Raw genomic sequence first — 17,654 nt, forward strand, 5'->3', positions numbered from 1 at the left:
GCATCAGGCGCACCGCATCAGGGGTAGGCGATTCCTCGGAATGGCGGGAAATCTGCGTAACGCCGCTGACGTTGCGCCAAGGGCTCGGTTGGGTTTTCGCCCCTTCGCAGAAGCAGCCCCCTGGGCGCGATGTAGCTACCAATCATGCGATGCGGGACCGGTCGCCAATCAAGGTTAAAGGCGCAGAGCTTGGGAAAGAACCACATGCCTGAATATGGCAGGTGGTCGTGGATCCACCATGCGAGGTCCCGCCAGTCGCGCCCCTGTTCGTATTGGTCCGTGAACCAAGGGATCGCGAGCGACGTGCCAGCAATGGCCTTGTCCCCGTCCGCCCAGTCCCAGATGTGGCATTCGATGGGGTTGTCGTTGCGCGCGCAGTTCAGCTTGTTGTCATTGCCATATTGGTTGAGTTCGTGCGAACGGTAGCCCGAGCGGATGGCGAGACGTCCAAAGGTTTCCTCAAGCGGGTCGAGGAGTTGGGTGCAAAGCTCCCGCCCGTTGGCGATAGCGAGGTTCGGATCGCGCGGCAGGTTCTGGATCTGGTGGTAGTTGCCGATCTCGGAATAGAGAAAGTCTCGCACGTAGAAATGTTTCGACAGCCGGACGCGCCCGAGGGTTTCGAGGCTCCACATGCTGCCGGGGCGGCGCATCAGTCGAGCCTCCTGATCCAGTCGAGCATGCCTGTGACCGCAGTTTCCGTCTGCCCCGGCGACAGGATGTCACCCACAACCACGTGGCTTTCGATGTCGTCCTTCTCTGTCAGGATCGGGTGCACCGTCTGCCTCGGAGCCCCCCAGGCTGCGGCAATAGTTCTGGTGCGGTCCGACAGCACGATGTTGTCCTGTTCGGCGTACCAGAAGAGCGCCGGGATCGTTTGTTTGCCGTGGTCCAGCGCATGTACTCGGTCGATCAGCGGCACCATCGGCATGACCGCGATGCTAGGATAGTCGAGTGTCCAGTAGGTGGCATGCCGGTCGCTGCGCGCAACAAAGGTGCGCCGCCTACCGCCAATCCAGGGCAGCCAATGGCGGGCCAGCGGCCATTTCAGCAGGGGCGCCAACGGGTTGTTGATGCCGTAGTTGGGGGCGACGAAGATGAAGCCTGCAACACCTTCCATCACGTCCTTGTCTTGCGAAAGCGCCGTGACGATCGTGCCGCCGGTCGAGGTGCTGATGACGATGATCCTGTCGCCCACAGCCCGCGCGGCTGTCAGCGCTTCGGTAACGTCGTCGGTCCAAGCGTCCGGCGTGGCCTCAGCCATGGCGTCGGGCGCGCGCCCGTGGCCGGCAAGCCGGGTGTAGACGAGGTTTGCGCCCAGTTCGCCCGCGATGCGGTCGGGGACGGGGCGGATTTCCTCGGACGAGGCGGAAAAGCCGTGGATGTAGACCACGACCCAATCCGTGCGGGTGCCGGGTGTGGTGGCCCAGATCACCCGCTTTTCCGTGCCCGGTTTGATGTCGGTGAACTGCGCTTCGGTTTCGGCAAAATAGGCGTCGATATCGGGGCCGATTCGAGTGGGGTCAAAGGGCATGGTCGGCTCTCAGAAGCGCTCGGGCGCGGGGGCGGTAGATCAGCAGGAGGCCGATGATGGAGAGGGCGAGGATGAGTGCAGGCAGCAGCGTGATCGACAGGCGCAGCGCGCCAATGGCGGCATCCGTCTGGTCAGTGACGCCTTGGGTTGTTTCCTGCCAGCCATAGGTGGCCAGCACAAGGCCCAGCAGCAGCGGGGCGATGGCGTTGGCTACTTTCTGGCCGAATATCCAGACGGCGGAGAACGCCCCTTCGATCGCCGCACCGGTCTCACGCCGTGTGACGTCCATGAGGTCGGGGAACATGGCCCAGGGGATCTGTTGGTAGGCGCCGTTGGTCATGCCGGCGAGGACGAACATGCCTGCCATGAGCGTGGTGTTTGTGCTGGGTAACAGCGTGTAGAGCGTGCTGAGCAACGCGATGTAGAGGACGAGCCCGAGGATCAGGGCCTGAAGCTTGCCAAGGCGCCCGGAGGCGAGCACCCAGATGATCTGACTGAGGATCGCGCCCACCACAAAGGCTGCAAAGAGCAACGACAGCATCGACAGCGCTTGCACGGCACCGCTGAGCATTGTGTCGCCGGTGTCCTGCACGAGGTAGAGCGCGGCAAAGGGCAGACCGGCGGTGATGGTCGAGACGGCGAGGGTCATGACGCCGTATAGCACAACGAGCGTAGCAAATGCCGGGTTTGAAAGGACGAGCCGCAGGGAGGCCATAAGGCCGACCTCGCTGCTGTGTTCGATCCGGGGGGCCCTGCGCGTAAACCAGACCGAGGCCCAAATGGGCAGCACCATCAACGGGGCCGCGATCAGCATCGCACCGTCATAGCCCTGGCCCTGTGCAAGGCCGGGGATCACGGCGCCGCCGATCAGGATACCGATGGACGCAAAGGCCATGCGCCAGCCGGTCATGGCAGAGCGTTCGCGGGGGTCCTGGGTCATCTCCCCTGCCGTCGCGCCGTAAGGGATCACGACCATGGTGAAGCCGATGGTTGCCACGACAAAGAAGCCTGCGACCCAGAGGGCGCCGGATGTACCGGTTGCAGGAGACATGAACATGGCCACGGTCCCTGCCGTCATCACCAAGGCACCTACGATCATCCAGGGCGCGCGACGGCCCCAGCGGCTTTGCGTGTTGTCCGACAGGTAGCCGACGAGCGGATCGGTGATGATGTCAAAGGCCAGAATGCCCGTGGTGATCATTCCCGCAATGGCAACTGGCACCCCAAGCACGGAAGTCAGGAAGGCAAGTACAAGCAATTGCTTGGCCACCACAAAGACCACGATGCCCATGTCCGCTAGGCCCCAGCCTGCTTTTTGTCCGCGCGACAGCGCCATAACGTCCCCTCCCCAGGTCCGGTTTTGCGCCACCTTGTCCAAAATCGGCCCCAGCGCCAACAAAACGCGACGTCACGCGGAGAGTGTGCTGACCTCCTCCACCGCCCGTTCGATCAGGCGCAGGCACGTGTCGTCGGAGAACCGGTGATCCGCATCCTTGACCAGAGTGAGCCGCATGTCAGGGCTGTCAGCGTGGTTCAGAAGGCGGACGGCCGTTTCAGTGCTGACCGCCGTGTCGGCAGTGCCTTGAAGGCAACGGACGGAGAATGGCAGGGAAAGTGGTTCGCGCAGGACCAGGTTGTTGCGCCCATCCTCGATCAACCGTTTGGTGATGATGTAGGGCTCCATGTAGTCCGACGGCATTGCGATCTGACCCTTCGCCTCAAGCTCGGCCTTTTGCGCGTCTGTGAAGCTGGCCCAGTAACCATCCTCGGTGAAATCCGGCGCAGCAGCGATGGTGACTAGGCCCGCCAACCGATCGGCATGTGCACGGGCATAAAGCAGCGATTGCCAGCCGCCCATGGAACTGCCGACGACAATCAACTTGCCGGTTGTGAGCGTGTCTAGGGCATGCGCCGTGTCTTCAGCCCAGTCGCCGATGCATCCCTCTTCAAATGTACCTGAGCTTTCTCCGTGGCCGGAATAGTCGAACCGTAGAAAAGCGCGGCCCTGCGCGCGGCACCATGCTTCAAGGTGGATCGCCTTCGTCCCCTCCATGTCGGATTTCAGACCACCCAGAAACACGACAAACGGCCCCGACCCGTCGGTCCGGCGGTAGGCCAGCCGCCGTCCGTGTGGTGTCTCAAGATAGTCCGGTCCGCTCATGTCCATCCTCCTGCGTTTTGGCGGATCATCCTGAAGGATTTCGCGACTGTCCATCCCGGTCATTACAAATTCTATAGGTTACCATATTGTCACGTGACTATATAATCACATATAAGAATTCCATGGATGATCTGTTCAAAGCCTTGTCCGACCCCGCTCGCCGCACGCTGCTTGATGCTTTGCGCGACCGTGACGGTCAGACCCTGCAGGACTTGCAGGGCCTGCTCGACATGACCCGGTTCGGGGTCATGAAGCATCTGGGTGTTCTGGAAGAGGCCGGGCTGATCACCACGAAAAAGGTGGGGCGCTTCAAGCACCACTATCTCAACGCCCTGCCCCTGCAGGAAGCGATTGACCGTTGGATCGACCCCTACCGGGTCAAACCTGCGGCCCGAGCGGTACTCGACCTCAAATATCAGCTTGAAGACGAAGGAGACCCCGAGATGTCAAAACCCGATTTCGTGATGGAGACATATATCAAGACCACGCAGGACCGTTTGTGGGAGGTGCTGCTGGATGAAGATGCAGTGCGGCATTACCACTTCATCTGCAGCAAGGCGACGCGCAATGGTGATGCGATCACCATGCACTTTCCCGATGGCTCGCCCATGCTGACCAACCGGCTGCTGTCATCGGATCCCAAAAGCCGGCAGGAATGGACATTCGAGCCGCATTGGGGCCCCACAACCGAGATCCCAGCCAGCCGCGTGGTGTACTTGATACGTCCCGAGGGTGATTTTGTCCGTCTGACCGTCGAACACTATAAATTGGGCGAACCGGCCGTGCCGGGTGAAGGGGTGGCCGATGGATGGGTGCGCTGGGCCGCGGGGCTAAAAACCTGGCTTGAGACGGGTGAAGACGCCCATATCGGCCCCATGGATCAGGTGGAGGCGTAAGTCATGGCGACCGAACTTGGTGTTCTGGGGATACTCGCGCTGATGGCAGCGTCCCTGTGGATTCCGTACATCGTCGGCGTGAATACCGCTCCCGAAGGGTCGATCCCGGCTGATGCGCCTGACGGCTTTATCCTCTCGCCCGACCCGAATGTGCACCGCCCGTGGGTGCGGCGGGCATATCGGGCGCATCTGAACCTGCTGGAGCAATCTGTGCCATTTGCCGTGCTGGTCCTGCTGGTCGATCGCGTGGACGGGTTCACGGCGCTTACGCTTTGGGCCAGCATCGCCTTTCTGCTGCTGCGGATCGCGCATGCGGTGGGCTACATCACCGGCACGGCGCGCTTTCCAGGCCGTCCGCTGATCTTTACCGGCGGCTGGGTATGTTGCCTTTTGATGGGCTGGGCGCTTTTTGCGGCCTGATGCCGATCCGCGCCCTTGACGGGCGCGGATTTGCCGGTTTCGGTATGTGCATGAGCAACCGCATTACACACCGCTATTACTATGGCACGCATTCCCTGCGTGCTTTTGGTGTGTCTGCATAACACCAAGGCCGCGTTCGAGCGGCCTTTCCCTGCCTTCCCGAACGCGGCGCGTTTGAGAAAGGAGGCAGAGATGCCCATAGACATACGCAAGATGACCGAAGCCGATGTGCCGCAGGTCGTAACCATGATCAACGGCTTGGCCGCCTGCCATGACGATCAGCCGGACATTGATGCGGAGCGTTTGGCGCGTGATGCGCTGGGACCGCACCCATGGGCGACAGTGCTGGTCGCAGATGGCGGGTCACAGTTGCTGGGATATGCGGCGCTGCTGCCCATGGCGCAGTTGCAGTTCGGCGTACGCGGCATGGATATGCACCACCTGTTTGTCAGTCGCGATGCGCGCGGCAATGGTGTCGGTGGGGCACTGGTGCGTGCCTGTCAGAAGCAAGCGCGCGAGATGGAGTGTAGTTTTATGACCGTGGGCACGCACCCCGACAATCGCAAGGCCATGCGGTTCTATGAACGCGAGGGGTTCCTGCGCCGTAGCGGCCCTGGCCCACGTTTCAGCGTGCGTCTAGCATGACAATTGCCGCATGTCGAAAAGCTGAAAAGTGCAAGCCACTTGTCAGCGACATGCTTTACCCGCCGACATAAGGCCCTTTCGCGGGGCGGTAGAACGTCTTTTGATTGTGAAGCCGCCCCAAGAGGTCGTGGATCTGACGCACGTCGTCATTCGCCGCTTTGCAGGCGAGGTCATCATTGATGGCGGCACTTTCGGACGCGCGCAGCGCATCCTCGATCAGATCCAGGTCTTCTACGGAAAGTTCGAAGGTCTTGTTGTACTTGGGCACTGCGCGTTCCTCTCGCGATCAGAAGTTTCCGATAGTGAACAACCACCGTAATCAAGGATTCGCCCGCGCGCGTCCAGTACAAAAGGTCGGTTTTGGCCTGATATTTGTCGTTTTGCCTGTATGCCTTTGTATGCGGCATTGAAGCTGCCTCAATATGCGCCATAACCGGGCAATGACCCCGCCCCGTTTGCTGATCCCTATCCTGTCCGCCTGCAACTTCCTGATCGGGGTGGGTGCCTTTGTCATCGTGGGCGTGCTGGAGCCGCTGGGCGCGGATTTCGGGATCACGCCTGCATCGGCGGGCACGTTGATGACGGCATATGCCCTTGGCTATGCGGTGCTGTCGCCCGTACTGGTGGCACTGACCGGAGCGGTCGGACGACGGCGGGTTATGGCGTTCGGGCTGTCCCTTTTCCTGGCCGCGGCGCTGCTGTCTGCGCTGGCGCCCAACATGATTGTGCTGAGCATTGCGCGCATCATGGCCGCAGCAGGTGCGGGTATGTTCACACCCGTAGCAGCGGCCGTCGCGGCGGCGCTTTATCCGGTCGAGATGCGGGCGCGCGTGTTGGCGGCCGTGTTCTTTGGCCTGACACTGGCGCAAGTCGTCGGTGTGCCTGCGGGCAGCTGGATCGCCTACACCTTCGGCTGGCGCTGGGCCTTCTGGGTGGTCGTAGTACTTGCCCTGCCCGCGCTCGCGTTGATCTGGACCTTTGTGCCCAGGGGCTTGAGCTTTCAGCCAGTGTCGCTGCGTGACCTTGGCGGTGTGCTGCGCAACGGGCGGATGATGCTGGCCGTTCTGTTCACAGGCACATTCCTCGGGGCCATCTACGTCCTTTACACTTACATCGCGCCGCTCTTGAGCGAGACGATGGGCTATGGCCGTGATGGCGTGACGCTTGTACTTGCGATCTTTGGCGTCGGCGCGGTGATCGGCAACATCGCGGGCGGCTTTCTGGCCGACCGGATCGGTTGGGCAAAGACGCTGACACTCCTGTGCATCTGCCAGATCGTGCTCATGCCCCTGTTTTCGCTGCTGCCTCAGTCAGACCTCGCCGTGATCCTGCTGGCGCTTGGATGGGCCACGTCCGGTTGGGCGTTCATGGCAGGCCAGCAGATGCGTCTGATCGGCCTGTCGGGGCCGCAGGCGCCCGTGGTGCTGGCCCTGAATGCGGCGGCCATCTACGTGGGGGCCGCGGTCGGGTCGGCGCTTGGCGGTTGGGTCATCGACAGCTTTGGCATCATCTATGTGGGTCTCGCCGCTGGGATCGGATCCGCCCTTGCGCTTTTGCACCTCAGCTTGTCCATCAAACGCAGCCCGACGCCACAGACCGCTTGACGGACGCCTCTGCGCCTGTCAAAGCGCCTGCACACATACCCTAGCAACCGGGCGTTCCGTGGGCGCCAAACTGACGAGGATGCCGATATGGCCAAAGATCAGCAGCAGATTTCCCTTACTTTTCCCGACGGCAATGCACGCGCCTACGACGCAGGCGTGACACCCGCTGCCGTGGCAGAGAGCATTTCCAAGAGCCTGTCCAAGAAAGCCATCAGCGCGACCGTGAACGGCCAGCACTGGGACTTGCAGTGGCCCATTGAGGGCGACGCAACGGTCGCCATCCACACCATGCAGGACGAGGCGCAGGCCAATGAGCTCGTGCGCCACGACCTCGCCCACATCATGGCGCGCGCCGTGCAGGAGATCTGGCCCGATACCAAGGTGACCATCGGTCCCGTTATTGAGCATGGTTGGTACTACGATTTCGACCGGGAAGAGCCCTTCACCCCCGAAGATCTCGGTCTCATCGAAAAGAAGATGAAAGAAATCATCAACAAGCGTGACCCCGTGCGCACCGAGGTGTGGGACCGCGATGTGGCAATCCAGTTCTACAAGGACCGGAACGAGCCTTACAAGGTCGAGCTGATCGAGAGCATTCCAGGCGACGAACCGCTGCGTATGTACTGGCACGGCGACTGGCAGGACCTGTGTCGCGGGCCGCACCTGCAACACACCGGTCAGGTCCCCGGCGATGCGTTCAAGCTGATGAGCGTTGCCGGTGCCTACTGGCGCGGCGATTCCGACCGGCAGATGTTGCAGCGCATCTATGGCGTCGCCTTCACCGGCAAGGAAAAGCTTAAAGCGCACCTGACCATGCTGGAAGAGGCCGCCAAGCGTGACCACCGCAAACTGGGCCGCGAAATGGACCTGTTCCATTTCGAAGAGGTCGCACCAGGGTCGGTGTTCTGGCACCCCGCCGGCTGGCGCGTGTTCCAGACCCTGATCGATTATATGCGCCGCCGTCAGGACGCGGTTGATTACATCGAGGTCAACACACCCGACATCATGGACCGGGCGTTGTGGGAAACCTCGGGCCACTGGTTCAACTATATGGACAACATGTTCCTGGCCCAGACCCATGACGACCGGGACTATGCGCTCAAGCCGATGAACTGCCCGGGTCATATGATGATCTACAATCATACCCTGCGCAGCTACCGGGAATTGCCCATCAAGATCTCGGAATTCGGCAAGGTACACCGGTACGAGCCGTCGGGTGCCCTGCACGGTCTTATGCGTGTCCGCAGCTTTACCCAGGACGATGCGCATATTTACTGCACCCCAGATCAGCTGTTCGAAGAATGTGCCAAGGTCAACAAACTGATCCTGTCCATCTACAAGGATTTCGGCTTCGAAGACGTGCATGTCAAACTGTCGACCCGACCGGAAAACCGGATCGGCAGCGACGAGGTGTGGGACCTTTCCGAAGATGCACTGCGCACCACGCTGGAAGATGCGAACATGAACTACACCATCTTCGAAGGCGAAGGGGCGTTCTACGGGCCCAAGCTGGAATACGTTCTGCGCGACGCCATCGGGCGTGACTGGCAATGCGGCACCCTGCAGGTGGATTACAACCTGCCGGAACGCTTCGGTTCAACCTATGTCAGCGCCTCGGGCGAGAAACTGGCGCCGGTCATGCTGCACCGCGCGCTCTTTGGCTCGCTTGAGCGGTTCACTGGCATCCTGATCGAGAACTGGGAAGGCAAGCTGCCCTTCTGGCTGGCCCCGCGCCAGGTCGTGGTCGCCTCGATCACGTCGGAGGCCGATGGATACGTGCAAGAGGTGGTCGACACCCTGCGCAAAGCAGGTGTGCAGGCCGAGGCGGACATGCGCAACGAAAAGATCAACTACAAGGTGCGCGAACACTCGCTGTCGAAAGTGCCGGTCATCCTAGCCGTGGGCGCGCGTGAGGTTGAGGAGAAAACCGTATCCGTGCGCCGCCTGGGTCAAAAACAGACCAGCGTGCAGGCCTTGACAGATGTGACCGCACAGCTTGCGGCCGAGGCCACACCGCCGGATCTGCGGTAAACACCCGTTTTTGCAACAAAAGATGCAGCAGACTGCAACAATGGGCCGGAATCCAAGGGGATTTCGGCCCATCTTCTGACATCTGATAACGGGTCTGTGACACACCACCTCGTGAGTGGTAAGTTTTGGGCAAGCCATCTTATGTATGGCTCACGAACGCACAGTAACCGATCTCCGAAAGGGACGTTTGAAGATGTCAAAAACCATGAAATCCGTTGCCATCGTTGGCGCTGTTGCCGCTGCCATGACCGCCCATTCCGCTACCTCTGCCGAAGCAGCTGGCAAAGAGAAGTGCTATGGCATTTCGCTAGCCGGTGAGAACGATTGCGCCGCAGGCCCCGGCACCACATGCGCGGGCACATCGACCGTGGACTACCAGGGTAACGCCTGGACACTGGTTGACGCTGGCACCTGCGCCGAGATCGAGCTGCCTGCCATGGCAGACGGCACCGCACGTCAGGGCTCGCTCGAAGAGCTGGACCGCGACCTGCCCTCCGCTTAAGGCGCGCGTCACACGCCTGCGCCGGACCTTGGCGGGTCCGGCGCCCCCTACCTGATCCCACTGCTTCAAAGGGTCCGAGATGCTGGATGCGACACTGACACCGCCCCGCCTGCCCGCCGCCCCCGGCGTGGGATACAAAGCGCAGCATTTCGCCGACCTGCGCGACGCGCCCGGCTCGGTGAAGTGGCTGGAAATACACGCAGAAAATTACATGGGCGATGGCGGTCGCCCGCATGCCCAACTGCGCGCACTGCGCGAGGATTTCGCCATTTCGGTCCATGGCGTGGGTCTGTCGATCGGCGGTGACGGCCGCCTTGATCCGGACCATCTGGGTCGGCTGAAACATTTGGTAAGCTGGTTGGAACCCTCCAGCTTCTCCGAACATCTGGCATGGTCGACGCACGGGGCCGAGTTTCTCGACGATCTGCTGCCCCTGCCCTACACAGATGCGACCCTGACCCGCGTGGCTGAGCACATTGACGAGGTGCAGGAGGTTCTGGGCCGCCGGATGCTGCTTGAGAACCCGTCAAGCTATCTGGCCTTTGCTGAAAGCACCTGGTCCGAAACAGACTTCTTGGCCGAACTGGTCCGCCGCACCGGCTGCGGTCTGCTGCTGGACGTGAACAATGTGTTCATCTCCGCCACCAATCTCGACTACACGCCGCAATCATATCTCGACGCTTATCCCCTTGCCGCTATTGGAGAAATCCACGTGGGTGGACATGACGAGGATGAAGACGATCATGGCGCGCCGCTGTTGATCGACAGCCATGGGCGCGAGGCCGCGGAGCCTGTCTGGGCTTTGCTTGATCACGCGCTTGCTGGGACAGGGCCCGCACCTGTGCTGGTCGAATGGGACAATGATGTACCCGACTGGCCCACCCTGCGGGCCGAGGCCGAGCGTGCCGCCAGTGCCTTGGCCTCTGTGCCCGCCGGGTGACGCAATGACCACCACGCAAGCCGAGTTTCGCGCCGCATTGCTTGACCCTGCGCGCGCCGTGCCGGACGGGCTGACCGATCCGAAGGGCCAGCCGACCAGCCGCCGTTTTGCCGTCTATCGCAACAATGTCACCGTCGCACTGATCGACGCCTTGCGCACCGGGTTTCCGGTTTTGTGCAAGCTTTTGGGTGATCAGAACTTTGATCAGCTTGCCCGGCTCTTCGCCCGCGCGCACCCACCGACATCACCGCTGATGATGCACTATGGTGAGGATTTACCTGCCTTCCTCGACAGCTTCGAACCGCTGGCGCATATTGCGTATCTGCCGGATGTCGCACGCCTCGAACTGGCCTTGCGCCGCGCGTATCATGCAGCGGACAGAACGGCTCTTGATCCGGCACGGCTGGGCGCACTCGATCCAGATGTTCTGATGCAAACACGGTTGCACCTGTCGCCAACCGTGCAATTGGTCCATTCCCGGTGGCCCATTCACGACATCTGGCGGTACAACACCCAAGCGGATGCGCCAAAGCCGCGTGGCATCGCTCAGCCGGTCCTCGTGACACGAGCCGCGTTTGACCCAGAGCCCCATGCCCTCACACTCGCCCAAGCCGCTTGGCTGCAGGCGATTGCAGAGAACGCACCGCTGGAAAAAGCCGTGGATGCGGCGACCGCGCACGACGCCGAATTCGACCTTGGGCCGCTGTTGACCCTTCTGATCCAGCACAACGCCCTGACTGACATCTCCACTCCAAAGGACTGAACCATGACTGCCCTATCCCGCCTGCATGACGCGATCTTTGGCCCGCTTGAACGCACGGACTGGCTGTTGCCAACCCTCGCCCGTTTCCTCTTTGCCGCTGTTTTGGCGGTTTATTTCTGGGTGTCGGGCATGACCAAGCTGGGCGACGGCATCTTTGGCATCTTCCAACCGTCGCTGGGGGCCTATGCCCAGATCTTTCCCAAGGTGATGGAAAATGTCGGCTACGACGTCACGCAACTGGGCTTTTATCATTGGGCGGTGGTGACGGCGGGCACTGTGGCAGAGTTTGTTCTGCCCCTTCTCATCATCATTGGCCTGCTGACGCGGCTCGCGTCGCTGGGCATGATCGGGTTTATCGTTGTGCAATCGCTGACCGACCTGAACGGCCACGGCAAATGGGACGACGCGCTGGTGTTGGGGGCGTGGTTCGATGCCCCCTCAAACAGCCTGATCATGGACCAGCGCGCGCTGTGGGTGTTCCTGTTGCTGCTTCTGGTGATCAAAGGGGCCGGGCCGATCTCGTTCGATCGGGCCCTTGCCCCCAAACCTGCGCCGGCCGCCGCCTAAGCCACACCTAGGGCCGCTTGCACGTCCTTGGTCCAGCCAAGGTGCAAGCCGCCGTTGGCCGCAATCAGCGGTCGTTTCATCAGCGTTGGGTGCGCCGCCAGTAAGTCTTTCGGCGCGCCCTTGCGCTCTTCCTCAGACAGCCCGCGCCACGTCGTCGATCGTGTGTTGACCAGCGCATCCCCGAAGGCGGCAAGTGCTGCGTCCATCACATCGGCGGGTACACCATCGGCCCGTACATCCACAAACTGCGCGTCTGACAAAGCCTTGATGGCCTTGCGGCAGGTGTCGCATGTTTTCAATCCGTATATTTCCATATCTCGACCTCACTTTTGCGTTGAATTAAGCGGCATCTCGCACGGATTGCGAGGCCCAACCTTGATTTTCCCGTCCTGAGGGCAATCTCTGAATGAGCGCGCAGTCGTTTTGACTGCGTCGCACAAGGCCCCTGCCCGAAGGACCGACGCGGGGGAGACTGCAAGGTAAAGGAGGCACGGGAACATGCCAACTGGCACCGTGAAGTGGTTCAACACCACGAAAGGCTACGGTTTTATCGCCCCCGATGAGGGCGGCAAGGACGTTTTTGTTCATATTTCAGCGGTAGAACGGTCGGGGCTGACCGGGCTGGCCGACAATCAAAAAGTGAGTTTCGAACTGCTTGAGGGCCGCGATGGGCGTCAGATGGCAGGCGAGTTGAAACTGCTCTAGCGCCCAGACGCGACAAAGCGGCGCATGAATGCCATCCTGCGCCGCTTGATCCCAGTGCGATCAGATCAATCGTAGGTGCAGCCCTTGGTCCCGACAGGGCAGCTGCTTTGACGCACGTGGCGCACACGCTTTTTCACCGGGTGGGCCAGCGCCTGTTGGTACGTGATGTGCTGGTTGGGGCGACCGCAGCAAATGACACCGTCCATGGTGACGGGTTGCAGGCCTGCGGGGCAGTAATTGTGTTGGCTGTGGTAGGGGTAAATTTTTGGGCCGCTGTGGCTGTCGGCGAGTGCGGCGCCGGTACTTAGGAGTGCATAGACTGTTGCGGCTGTTATCACTTTTTTGAATGGCATATCTTCCCTCGTTCTTTCAACACACCACGAAATCTATGGGCACGATGCCCCTGATGTGATCACAAGTCCAGAAATTTTGGGATATTTGCTCAGCGCACGCATGATTTACCTTCATTTTGCGGATTTGTCGCTAGGCTGGACACAGTTTGAGCAGCACAGGGGTGCCCCCGATGACCGAACTGATGCGACTGTTGGCGCTGTATTACGCCTGTGAAGTGTCGGCCGAGACGACGTTTCCGTCGCCATCCGAATGGGCGCGGTGCATGGGGCATTACCATGCGGTCAAGGCGCATTTTGCGGGTGATCTGACCGGACCGCAGGCGCAGATCGAAGGGTACCGGGCCTGGAAAATGTGGGAAGATGAGAACGGCGCGCTGGTTGCCCAATTGCGGGACCGCGCGACACGCTAGGTCGGATTTTCCGTTTCTTCCCAATGCTCTCCCATCGCGACGATGCATGAGGTGCCGCTGGCATAGCGCACCACCATGGCCCAATCGCCGCGCTGATCCGTCCACACCTCCATCATCTGATCGGGGCTGCGCATTCCGCTAGCCGTGCGGGCGGAATGGAACTGCTGTTCCAGCTTTTGCTGCATCTGTTTGGTGGGCGCGCAGAGGATTTCGGCGATAGGATTGGCCGAGATGGGCGTGGCCAGAAGGGTCATGAATGCAGCTGCTCTGATCATGCGATCAACGTAACAGTTTTATGACGCACTGTGGATAAGTATTTCGTTCATTTTGGTTAAAACGGGCCCGAAGGGTGAACGGTGTCTAAACACTGCGCGCTTTGTGTTTACCCGTCGGGAATGGGGTCGGCGGACGGATTGGTGCGGCGGGCTGTGGGGGCAAAGTGCACATTTTCGGGCGGAAACTGCGTGTTTTGAGGCGGCGGATTTCGGGGGAAATGGGCGTGTTTTTGGGAAACTGCACATTTTGGGGGTGAAAGTGCGTGTTTTCGGGTGTCTTGCGTGGATGGGGTCCGGGTGGTGGTTAATGCGGGCGATTTTTCTTGCGGTTTGAGGTGGTGGGGTGGAACCCCACCCTACCGTTTTGGGGCGGGTGGTCCGGCTTGCGGGAGTGGTTTGATATGTGGGGATGGCGGGGTGAACCCCGCCCTACGGATTGGAGGGGATGGTGCGGGCGGGGGCGAGGGTCGCTCTCTGCCCAGCCCGCTGGCATGTCTTGGTAGGGCGGGATTTCATCCCGCCATCCGACGTTTCGATAGGGCGCGGAGCCGTGGCAGCGCCGGGTCAGCGGCTTTGCCGCGTCACCCGACAGTGTATTGCGCAGCAATGCACGAGAGGGCCGCGTGGGCTGATGGGCGGTTCGCGCAGCAACAAGCGATCCGTGAGATCGTTAAAAGCCATCTCAGGCGGAACCCCGGAGCCGGTTTCAATTGAGCGCGGAGCCGTGGTAGCGCCGGGCCGCGGGTTGGCGCAGCGACGAGGGTGCGGCGCGGTTTATGGTGATCGTTTGTCGAGTTTGGTCGGGCGGTGCGCTGGTGGTGATGTAGCGCCGGCCCGGGGGGCGGTCCGGCGCTGGCACGGCGGCCTTTGGCCTTGATTCCGTGCACGAAAGAAAGGGGACAGCTTCGTTTAGGGTAGTGGGCCACTATTCTCGTGCTGTTTCTTCTCGCACGCCACAATAAAAGCTTTCTTTGATCAAGTCCGCCTCGGCAATTTTATCACGCTTCGCTTTCTTCCAAGTCCACGAGCCCACAAGCGGCGGCGACTTCGTTATCATATTGTATGTTCGATTTAGAGAATGTACCGCTTCTGGATGAATGTTGTTTTTACTCCAATATCGCTCAATTTTCCGGCGCAAGTTCGAAAACTCATTTCCAGCCTGCTTGTGAAGTGCGGCGCGATTTCCGAACTGTAAAATATACTGCGCAGCCGATGAAAGAACAACAAGAAGACTGAGCGTCGATACAAGTAGTGGGCTATAATCAGACGACAGACCAAACAAGGACATAAAGCTGCCAACGTAGGCTCCATTGGAGCTAAAAAACAATACACTGATTGCAAAGGAAATATTGAAAATTGAGAGTGTTTTTTCTGAAGCCTCGCAATAGTTTGCCGCCGAGTAATGCGCAGCTGCAGCAATCAACAGCCTCTCATTCCACATGCAGAACAATTCTCTCGTGGTTTCTGGATCGCTTTGATAATCGTCGTAACCGTCCAAGTTGTTTACCTCACCATGCGTGCATACGTTTACGTATGGTAACCATTTTGAGACCGCCGTCACGTAAAAACAGATTTCTATCTAGGCCACTTCCGCCTTCAAGCTCCCGAAGCTCTTGGCGGCGCAACAAATACGTTCGAAGCCACTAAGAAGCGCCTTTCAAAACCCCCATAAACTCCCGCCATTCCCCCTTGGACATGCCGGAGTTTTCCTGCGTCACCTCTTCCCCCTTCAACATCCGCTGGATGCACCCCAGCGCCGTAGCCGACAGTGTCGCACCACCCATCCGGTAATCCTCGAACGCTTTATAGGCGGCGGGGACCCAATCCTTGACCATTTCGCAGATGGCATCGGCATAGACGCGGATTTCGTATTGGGCGTGGGCGTCCGCGCGCAGGCGGAGGAAGTGGAAGAGGTTGTGCAGGTCCACTTTCCAGTACCATTGGGTGTAGACATTGGCGGGCAGGTTCATGCGGGCGAGTTCACGGGCCAGCCCTGCCTGCCCGTCCTGGGAAATCATCTCTTCATAATGGTCGTAGCAGCGCATGGCGTCGTCGCGCAGGTAGTTGAGGACGCGCTGCGCCTCGTCGCCCGTCAGTGCTTCGCCCCTGCCCTGGTTGTTGACGACGGATTGGGCGGCGAGTGCGTCCTCGGCCGGGATGTAAAACTCGCGGTCGAGGATGGAGTAGCGGGCGGAGTACTCGTTTACGTTGGCCGTGCGGTGCCGGATCCATTGGCGGGCGACGAAGACGGGGAGTTTGACGTGCAGCTTGATCTCGCACATCTCGAACGGCGTCGAGTGCCAGTGGCGCATGAGGTAGCGGATCAGCCCCTCGTCATTTTGCACGGACTTGGTGCCCTTGCCGTAGCTGACCCGCGCGGCCTGGCAGATGGCGGCGTCGTCGCCCATGTAGTCGATGACGCGGACAAAGCCGTGGTCGAGGACCTCGTGCGCTTTATACAGATGCGCCTCCATGCCTTCGACGGTGGCGCGGAGCGTTTGGGTGGACTGGGCGCGCAGGGCGTCGATTTCGGACTGTTGTTCGGGGCTGAGCGGCATGGGGCGCGTCCTTTATCCACAGAATCTGTCGGGCCTACACCTTATCTTGGGGATCGCGCCATGAGAACCGCTAGATGAGGGCGGTTTTTTGGCAACGGTTCACGGGCGGCGCGAATCGTTCCCCATACGAAAGCGTTGACTTTTGGGGGGTTAGAGCGGACTCTTGAGCCAAAATAAGCAGTTACAATAAAATCGAGCAGGCTTCGCTATGAAAAGAATTGTCGTACCAGGGCTGTTGGCCCTGAGCCTTGTCGGGTGTGGCGATGGCAATCCGTTTACGGATGAGCAAGGTGACACCTCTCCCGATACTGGGACGGGCACGGATACCGGAACGGACACAGGCAACGGGTCGGACCCGGGCACTGGAATTGACAACCCGGCCCGTGACTTGCCGCCGGGCACCACATCGCCGACGGCCGACAGCGGGATTGTGCGGTCTGAACCGACCGAAGCCCAGGGTGGTCAGGTCGGGGACGGCTTTGCGACCGGCATCAGTTATGACCCTGCGACGGACCAGTTCTCTGTCGACAACCTCGCCTTTGATGGTGACAACGCCTATTCGCGCGGCACTGCGGTGTCGAGCCTTGGGCCCTATGCGGTGTATGAGGCCGACACGCAGTTTACCGACAGCCTGACTGGCACGCCGATCAACCAGTTGCGGCACCGCGCTGTCTATGGCGTCAGCGCCTCGGGTGAGACGCAGTTCGCGATTGTGCGGACGGGGGCGTATATTCCGTACGGGTTTGGCGGTTTTGTGTATCAGCGGAATGCGACTGCGACCCATGACGGGTCCGTGACGCTGCCGACGACGGGACAGGCTGTCTACACCGGACAGGCCGCAGGTTTGCGTGATTTCAACGGGGCGGGTGGCATTCAGTACACCACCGCCGACATGGAAATGGCCATCGATTTCAACGACTTCAACAATGGCAGCGGTGTGCGCGGCACGATGTCCAATCGCCGGGTGTTCGACATCAACGGCAATGACATCACCAATGATATCGTCACCGGTATCAACACCGAGGCCTCTGCAAGCCTGACGAACATCCCCGCGGTGGTCTTTACCATTGGGCCGGGTGTTCTGGATGCGAACGGTGAGATTGTTGGCGAGGTGACCAGTAACTTCGTGAACAACAACGGCCAGACCGTGAACTACGAAACCGGCAACTATTACGCCATCATTTCGGGTGACAACGCGGACGAGGTCGTAGGTGTGATTGTCGCGACGAGCAGTATCGGTGGCAACGGCGCGACCGTCCGTGACACCAGCGGCTTCATTGTTCTGAGGTAAGC

Annotated in this window: 22 protein-coding genes; 12 read left to right on the forward strand and 10 right to left on the reverse strand. The window is 60.4% G+C overall.

From position 1 onward, the window contains the following. Positions 1-17: 17 nt before the first annotated feature. From RA29_RS02110 to RA29_RS02125, 4 genes are all read right to left on the reverse strand, one after another. Positions 18-632 (reverse strand): hypothetical protein, encoded by a 615-nt coding sequence (locus RA29_RS02110; protein WP_039683796.1) that lies wholly within the window; start codon positions 630-632, stop codon positions 18-20. A 17-nt stretch (positions 633-649) separates the two neighbouring features. Then, entirely contained in the window at positions 650-1,531 is an 882-nt protein-coding gene (locus RA29_RS02115; protein WP_052249422.1) for an alpha/beta fold hydrolase, read from the reverse strand. Next, positions 1,521-2,867: an MFS transporter gene (locus tag RA29_RS02120; protein ID WP_039683800.1), complete on the reverse strand. Its 1,347-nt coding sequence runs from the start codon at positions 2,865-2,867 to the stop codon at positions 1,521-1,523. Before RA29_RS02120 ends, RA29_RS02115 begins: the two co-directional genes overlap by 11 nt. A 72-nt stretch (positions 2,868-2,939) precedes the next feature. Beyond that, positions 2,940-3,692 (reverse strand): alpha/beta hydrolase, encoded by a 753-nt coding sequence (locus RA29_RS02125; protein ID WP_039683802.1) that lies wholly within the window; start codon positions 3,690-3,692, stop codon positions 2,940-2,942. 122 nt (positions 3,693-3,814) lie between these two features. Between RA29_RS02125 and RA29_RS02130 the strand changes: the two genes are divergently transcribed. From RA29_RS02130 to RA29_RS02140, 3 genes are all read left to right on the forward strand, one after another. Then, positions 3,815-4,588, forward strand: coding sequence for a helix-turn-helix domain-containing protein (locus RA29_RS02130; RefSeq protein WP_039682533.1), 774 nt, complete (start codon positions 3,815-3,817; stop codon positions 4,586-4,588). Positions 4,589-4,591: 3 nt separating this feature from the next. Further along, the gene (locus tag RA29_RS02135; RefSeq protein ID WP_039682534.1) at positions 4,592-5,008 is read left to right on the forward strand and encodes an MAPEG family protein; all 417 of its coding nucleotides are present in this window, start codon (positions 4,592-4,594) and stop codon (positions 5,006-5,008) included. Positions 5,009-5,200: 192 nt separating this feature from the next. Then, entirely contained in the window at positions 5,201-5,653 is a 453-nt protein-coding gene (locus tag RA29_RS02140; RefSeq protein ID WP_039683804.1) for a GNAT family N-acetyltransferase, read from the forward strand. A 55-nt stretch (positions 5,654-5,708) separates the two neighbouring features. Here RA29_RS02140 and RA29_RS02145 read toward each other — a convergent pair whose 3' ends face one another. Then, entirely contained in the window at positions 5,709-5,921 is a 213-nt protein-coding gene (locus tag RA29_RS02145; protein ID WP_039682536.1) for a hypothetical protein, read from the reverse strand. Positions 5,922-6,093: 172 nt separating this feature from the next. Here RA29_RS02145 and RA29_RS02150 point away from each other — a divergent pair, with 172 nt between their 5' ends. The 6 genes from RA29_RS02150 (at position 6,094) to RA29_RS02175 (ending at position 12,060) form a co-directional block, all read left to right on the forward strand. Next, the gene (locus RA29_RS02150) at positions 6,094-7,257 is read left to right on the forward strand and encodes an MFS transporter (RefSeq protein WP_193743444.1); all 1,164 of its coding nucleotides are present in this window, start codon (positions 6,094-6,096) and stop codon (positions 7,255-7,257) included. 87 nt (positions 7,258-7,344) lie between these two features. Further along, a complete protein-coding gene (gene thrS / locus RA29_RS02155) occupies positions 7,345-9,288 on the forward strand; it encodes a threonine--tRNA ligase (protein ID WP_039682540.1) in 1,944 nt (647 codons plus the stop codon). 193 nt (positions 9,289-9,481) lie between these two features. Then, a complete protein-coding gene (locus RA29_RS02160; RefSeq protein WP_039683806.1) occupies positions 9,482-9,790 on the forward strand; it encodes a DUF2282 domain-containing protein in 309 nt (102 codons plus the stop codon). Positions 9,791-9,869: 79 nt separating this feature from the next. Further along, positions 9,870-10,730 (forward strand): DUF692 domain-containing protein, encoded by an 861-nt coding sequence (locus tag RA29_RS02165; protein WP_039682542.1) that lies wholly within the window; start codon positions 9,870-9,872, stop codon positions 10,728-10,730. Between the two features lie 4 nt (positions 10,731-10,734). After that, a complete protein-coding gene (locus RA29_RS02170; RefSeq protein WP_039682544.1) occupies positions 10,735-11,493 on the forward strand; it encodes a DNA-binding domain-containing protein in 759 nt (252 codons plus the stop codon). A 3-nt stretch (positions 11,494-11,496) separates the two neighbouring features. Then, positions 11,497-12,060, forward strand: coding sequence for a DoxX family membrane protein (locus tag RA29_RS02175; RefSeq protein WP_039682546.1), 564 nt, complete (start codon positions 11,497-11,499; stop codon positions 12,058-12,060). On the opposite strand, the gene RA29_RS02180 is transcribed toward RA29_RS02175, so the two are convergent. Continuing rightward, positions 12,057-12,374 carry an ArsC/Spx/MgsR family protein gene (locus RA29_RS02180; protein ID WP_039682548.1) on the reverse strand — a complete coding sequence of 106 codons (318 nt, stop codon included), beginning with the start codon at positions 12,372-12,374 and terminating at the stop codon, positions 12,057-12,059. The two genes, RA29_RS02175 and RA29_RS02180, sit on opposite strands and share 4 nt — an antisense overlap. 184 nt (positions 12,375-12,558) lie before the next feature. Between RA29_RS02180 and RA29_RS02185 the strand changes: the two genes are divergently transcribed. Next, the gene (locus RA29_RS02185) at positions 12,559-12,765 is read left to right on the forward strand and encodes a cold-shock protein (protein ID WP_039682550.1); all 207 of its coding nucleotides are present in this window, start codon (positions 12,559-12,561) and stop codon (positions 12,763-12,765) included. Between the two features lie 65 nt (positions 12,766-12,830). On the opposite strand, the gene RA29_RS02190 is transcribed toward RA29_RS02185, so the two are convergent. Beyond that, positions 12,831-13,118, reverse strand: a complete 288-nt coding sequence (locus RA29_RS02190) for a hypothetical protein (protein WP_052249424.1) — start codon at positions 13,116-13,118, stop codon at positions 12,831-12,833. Positions 13,119-13,288: 170 nt separating this feature from the next. Between RA29_RS02190 and RA29_RS02195 the strand changes: the two genes are divergently transcribed. Beyond that, on the forward strand, positions 13,289-13,528 hold the full coding sequence (locus RA29_RS02195; protein ID WP_039682552.1) for a hypothetical protein: 240 nt from the start codon (positions 13,289-13,291) through the stop codon (positions 13,526-13,528). Here the strand turns inward: RA29_RS02195 and RA29_RS02200 are convergent. The 3 genes from RA29_RS02200 to thyX all read right to left on the reverse strand — a co-directional run bounded on the left by RA29_RS02200 (position 13,525) and on the right by thyX (position 16,361). After that, positions 13,525-13,782, reverse strand: a complete 258-nt coding sequence (locus RA29_RS02200; protein ID WP_039682554.1) for a hypothetical protein — start codon at positions 13,780-13,782, stop codon at positions 13,525-13,527. The genes RA29_RS02195 and RA29_RS02200 overlap by 4 nt on opposite strands. Positions 13,783-14,728: 946 nt before the next feature. After that, positions 14,729-15,301, reverse strand: a complete 573-nt coding sequence (locus tag RA29_RS22685; protein WP_152612899.1) for an SLATT domain-containing protein — start codon at positions 15,299-15,301, stop codon at positions 14,729-14,731. Positions 15,302-15,446: 145 nt separating this feature from the next. Continuing rightward, positions 15,447-16,361, reverse strand: coding sequence for an FAD-dependent thymidylate synthase (gene thyX, locus RA29_RS02205; protein ID WP_039682556.1), 915 nt, complete (start codon positions 16,359-16,361; stop codon positions 15,447-15,449). A gap of 208 nt (positions 16,362-16,569) precedes the next feature. Here thyX and RA29_RS02210 point away from each other — a divergent pair, with 208 nt between their 5' ends. Continuing rightward, complete coding sequence (locus tag RA29_RS02210) at positions 16,570-17,652, forward strand: hypothetical protein (protein WP_039682558.1); 1,083 nt, start codon at positions 16,570-16,572, stop codon at positions 17,650-17,652. Positions 17,653-17,654 lie beyond the last annotated feature (2 nt).

The organism is Tateyamaria sp. ANG-S1 (assembly GCF_000814025.1).
In the GTDB taxonomy this organism is placed as follows: Bacteria; Pseudomonadota; Alphaproteobacteria; order Rhodobacterales; family Rhodobacteraceae; genus Tateyamaria.

Excerpts from the sequence above, each read along its gene's own strand:
- RA29_RS02140 (WP_039683804.1), top strand. The coding sequence starts at position 5,201 with ATGCCCATAGACATACGCAAGATGACCGAAGCCGATGTGCCGCAGGTC.
- RA29_RS02115 (WP_052249422.1), bottom strand. The coding sequence starts at position 1,531 with ATGCCCTTTGACCCCACTCGAATCGGCCCCGATATCGACGCCTATTTT.
- RA29_RS02165 (WP_039682542.1), top strand. The coding sequence starts at position 9,870 with ATGCTGGATGCGACACTGACACCGCCCCGCCTGCCCGCCGCCCCCGGC.
- RA29_RS02200 (WP_039682554.1), bottom strand. The coding sequence starts at position 13,782 with ATGACCCTTCTGGCCACGCCCATCTCGGCCAATCCTATCGCCGAAATC.
- RA29_RS02185 (WP_039682550.1), top strand. The coding sequence starts at position 12,559 with ATGCCAACTGGCACCGTGAAGTGGTTCAACACCACGAAAGGCTACGGT.
- RA29_RS02180 (WP_039682548.1), bottom strand. The coding sequence starts at position 12,374 with ATGGAAATATACGGATTGAAAACATGCGACACCTGCCGCAAGGCCATC.
- RA29_RS02135 (WP_039682534.1), top strand. The coding sequence starts at position 4,592 with ATGGCGACCGAACTTGGTGTTCTGGGGATACTCGCGCTGATGGCAGCG.
- RA29_RS02120 (WP_039683800.1), bottom strand. The coding sequence starts at position 2,867 with ATGGCGCTGTCGCGCGGACAAAAAGCAGGCTGGGGCCTAGCGGACATG.
- RA29_RS02195 (WP_039682552.1), top strand. The coding sequence starts at position 13,289 with ATGACCGAACTGATGCGACTGTTGGCGCTGTATTACGCCTGTGAAGTG.
- RA29_RS02170 (WP_039682544.1), top strand. The coding sequence starts at position 10,735 with ATGACCACCACGCAAGCCGAGTTTCGCGCCGCATTGCTTGACCCTGCG.
- RA29_RS02160 (WP_039683806.1), top strand. The coding sequence starts at position 9,482 with ATGTCAAAAACCATGAAATCCGTTGCCATCGTTGGCGCTGTTGCCGCT.
- thrS (WP_039682540.1), top strand. The coding sequence starts at position 7,345 with ATGGCCAAAGATCAGCAGCAGATTTCCCTTACTTTTCCCGACGGCAAT.
- RA29_RS02110 (WP_039683796.1), bottom strand. The coding sequence starts at position 632 with ATGTGGAGCCTCGAAACCCTCGGGCGCGTCCGGCTGTCGAAACATTTC.
- thyX (WP_039682556.1), bottom strand. The coding sequence starts at position 16,361 with ATGCCGCTCAGCCCCGAACAACAGTCCGAAATCGACGCCCTGCGCGCC.
- RA29_RS02175 (WP_039682546.1), top strand. The coding sequence starts at position 11,497 with ATGACTGCCCTATCCCGCCTGCATGACGCGATCTTTGGCCCGCTTGAA.
- RA29_RS02125 (WP_039683802.1), bottom strand. The coding sequence starts at position 3,692 with ATGAGCGGACCGGACTATCTTGAGACACCACACGGACGGCGGCTGGCC.
- RA29_RS02130 (WP_039682533.1), top strand. The coding sequence starts at position 3,815 with ATGGATGATCTGTTCAAAGCCTTGTCCGACCCCGCTCGCCGCACGCTG.
- RA29_RS02150 (WP_193743444.1), top strand. The coding sequence starts at position 6,094 with ATGACCCCGCCCCGTTTGCTGATCCCTATCCTGTCCGCCTGCAACTTC.
- RA29_RS02210 (WP_039682558.1), top strand. The coding sequence starts at position 16,570 with ATGAAAAGAATTGTCGTACCAGGGCTGTTGGCCCTGAGCCTTGTCGGG.
- RA29_RS02190 (WP_052249424.1), bottom strand. The coding sequence starts at position 13,118 with ATGCCATTCAAAAAAGTGATAACAGCCGCAACAGTCTATGCACTCCTA.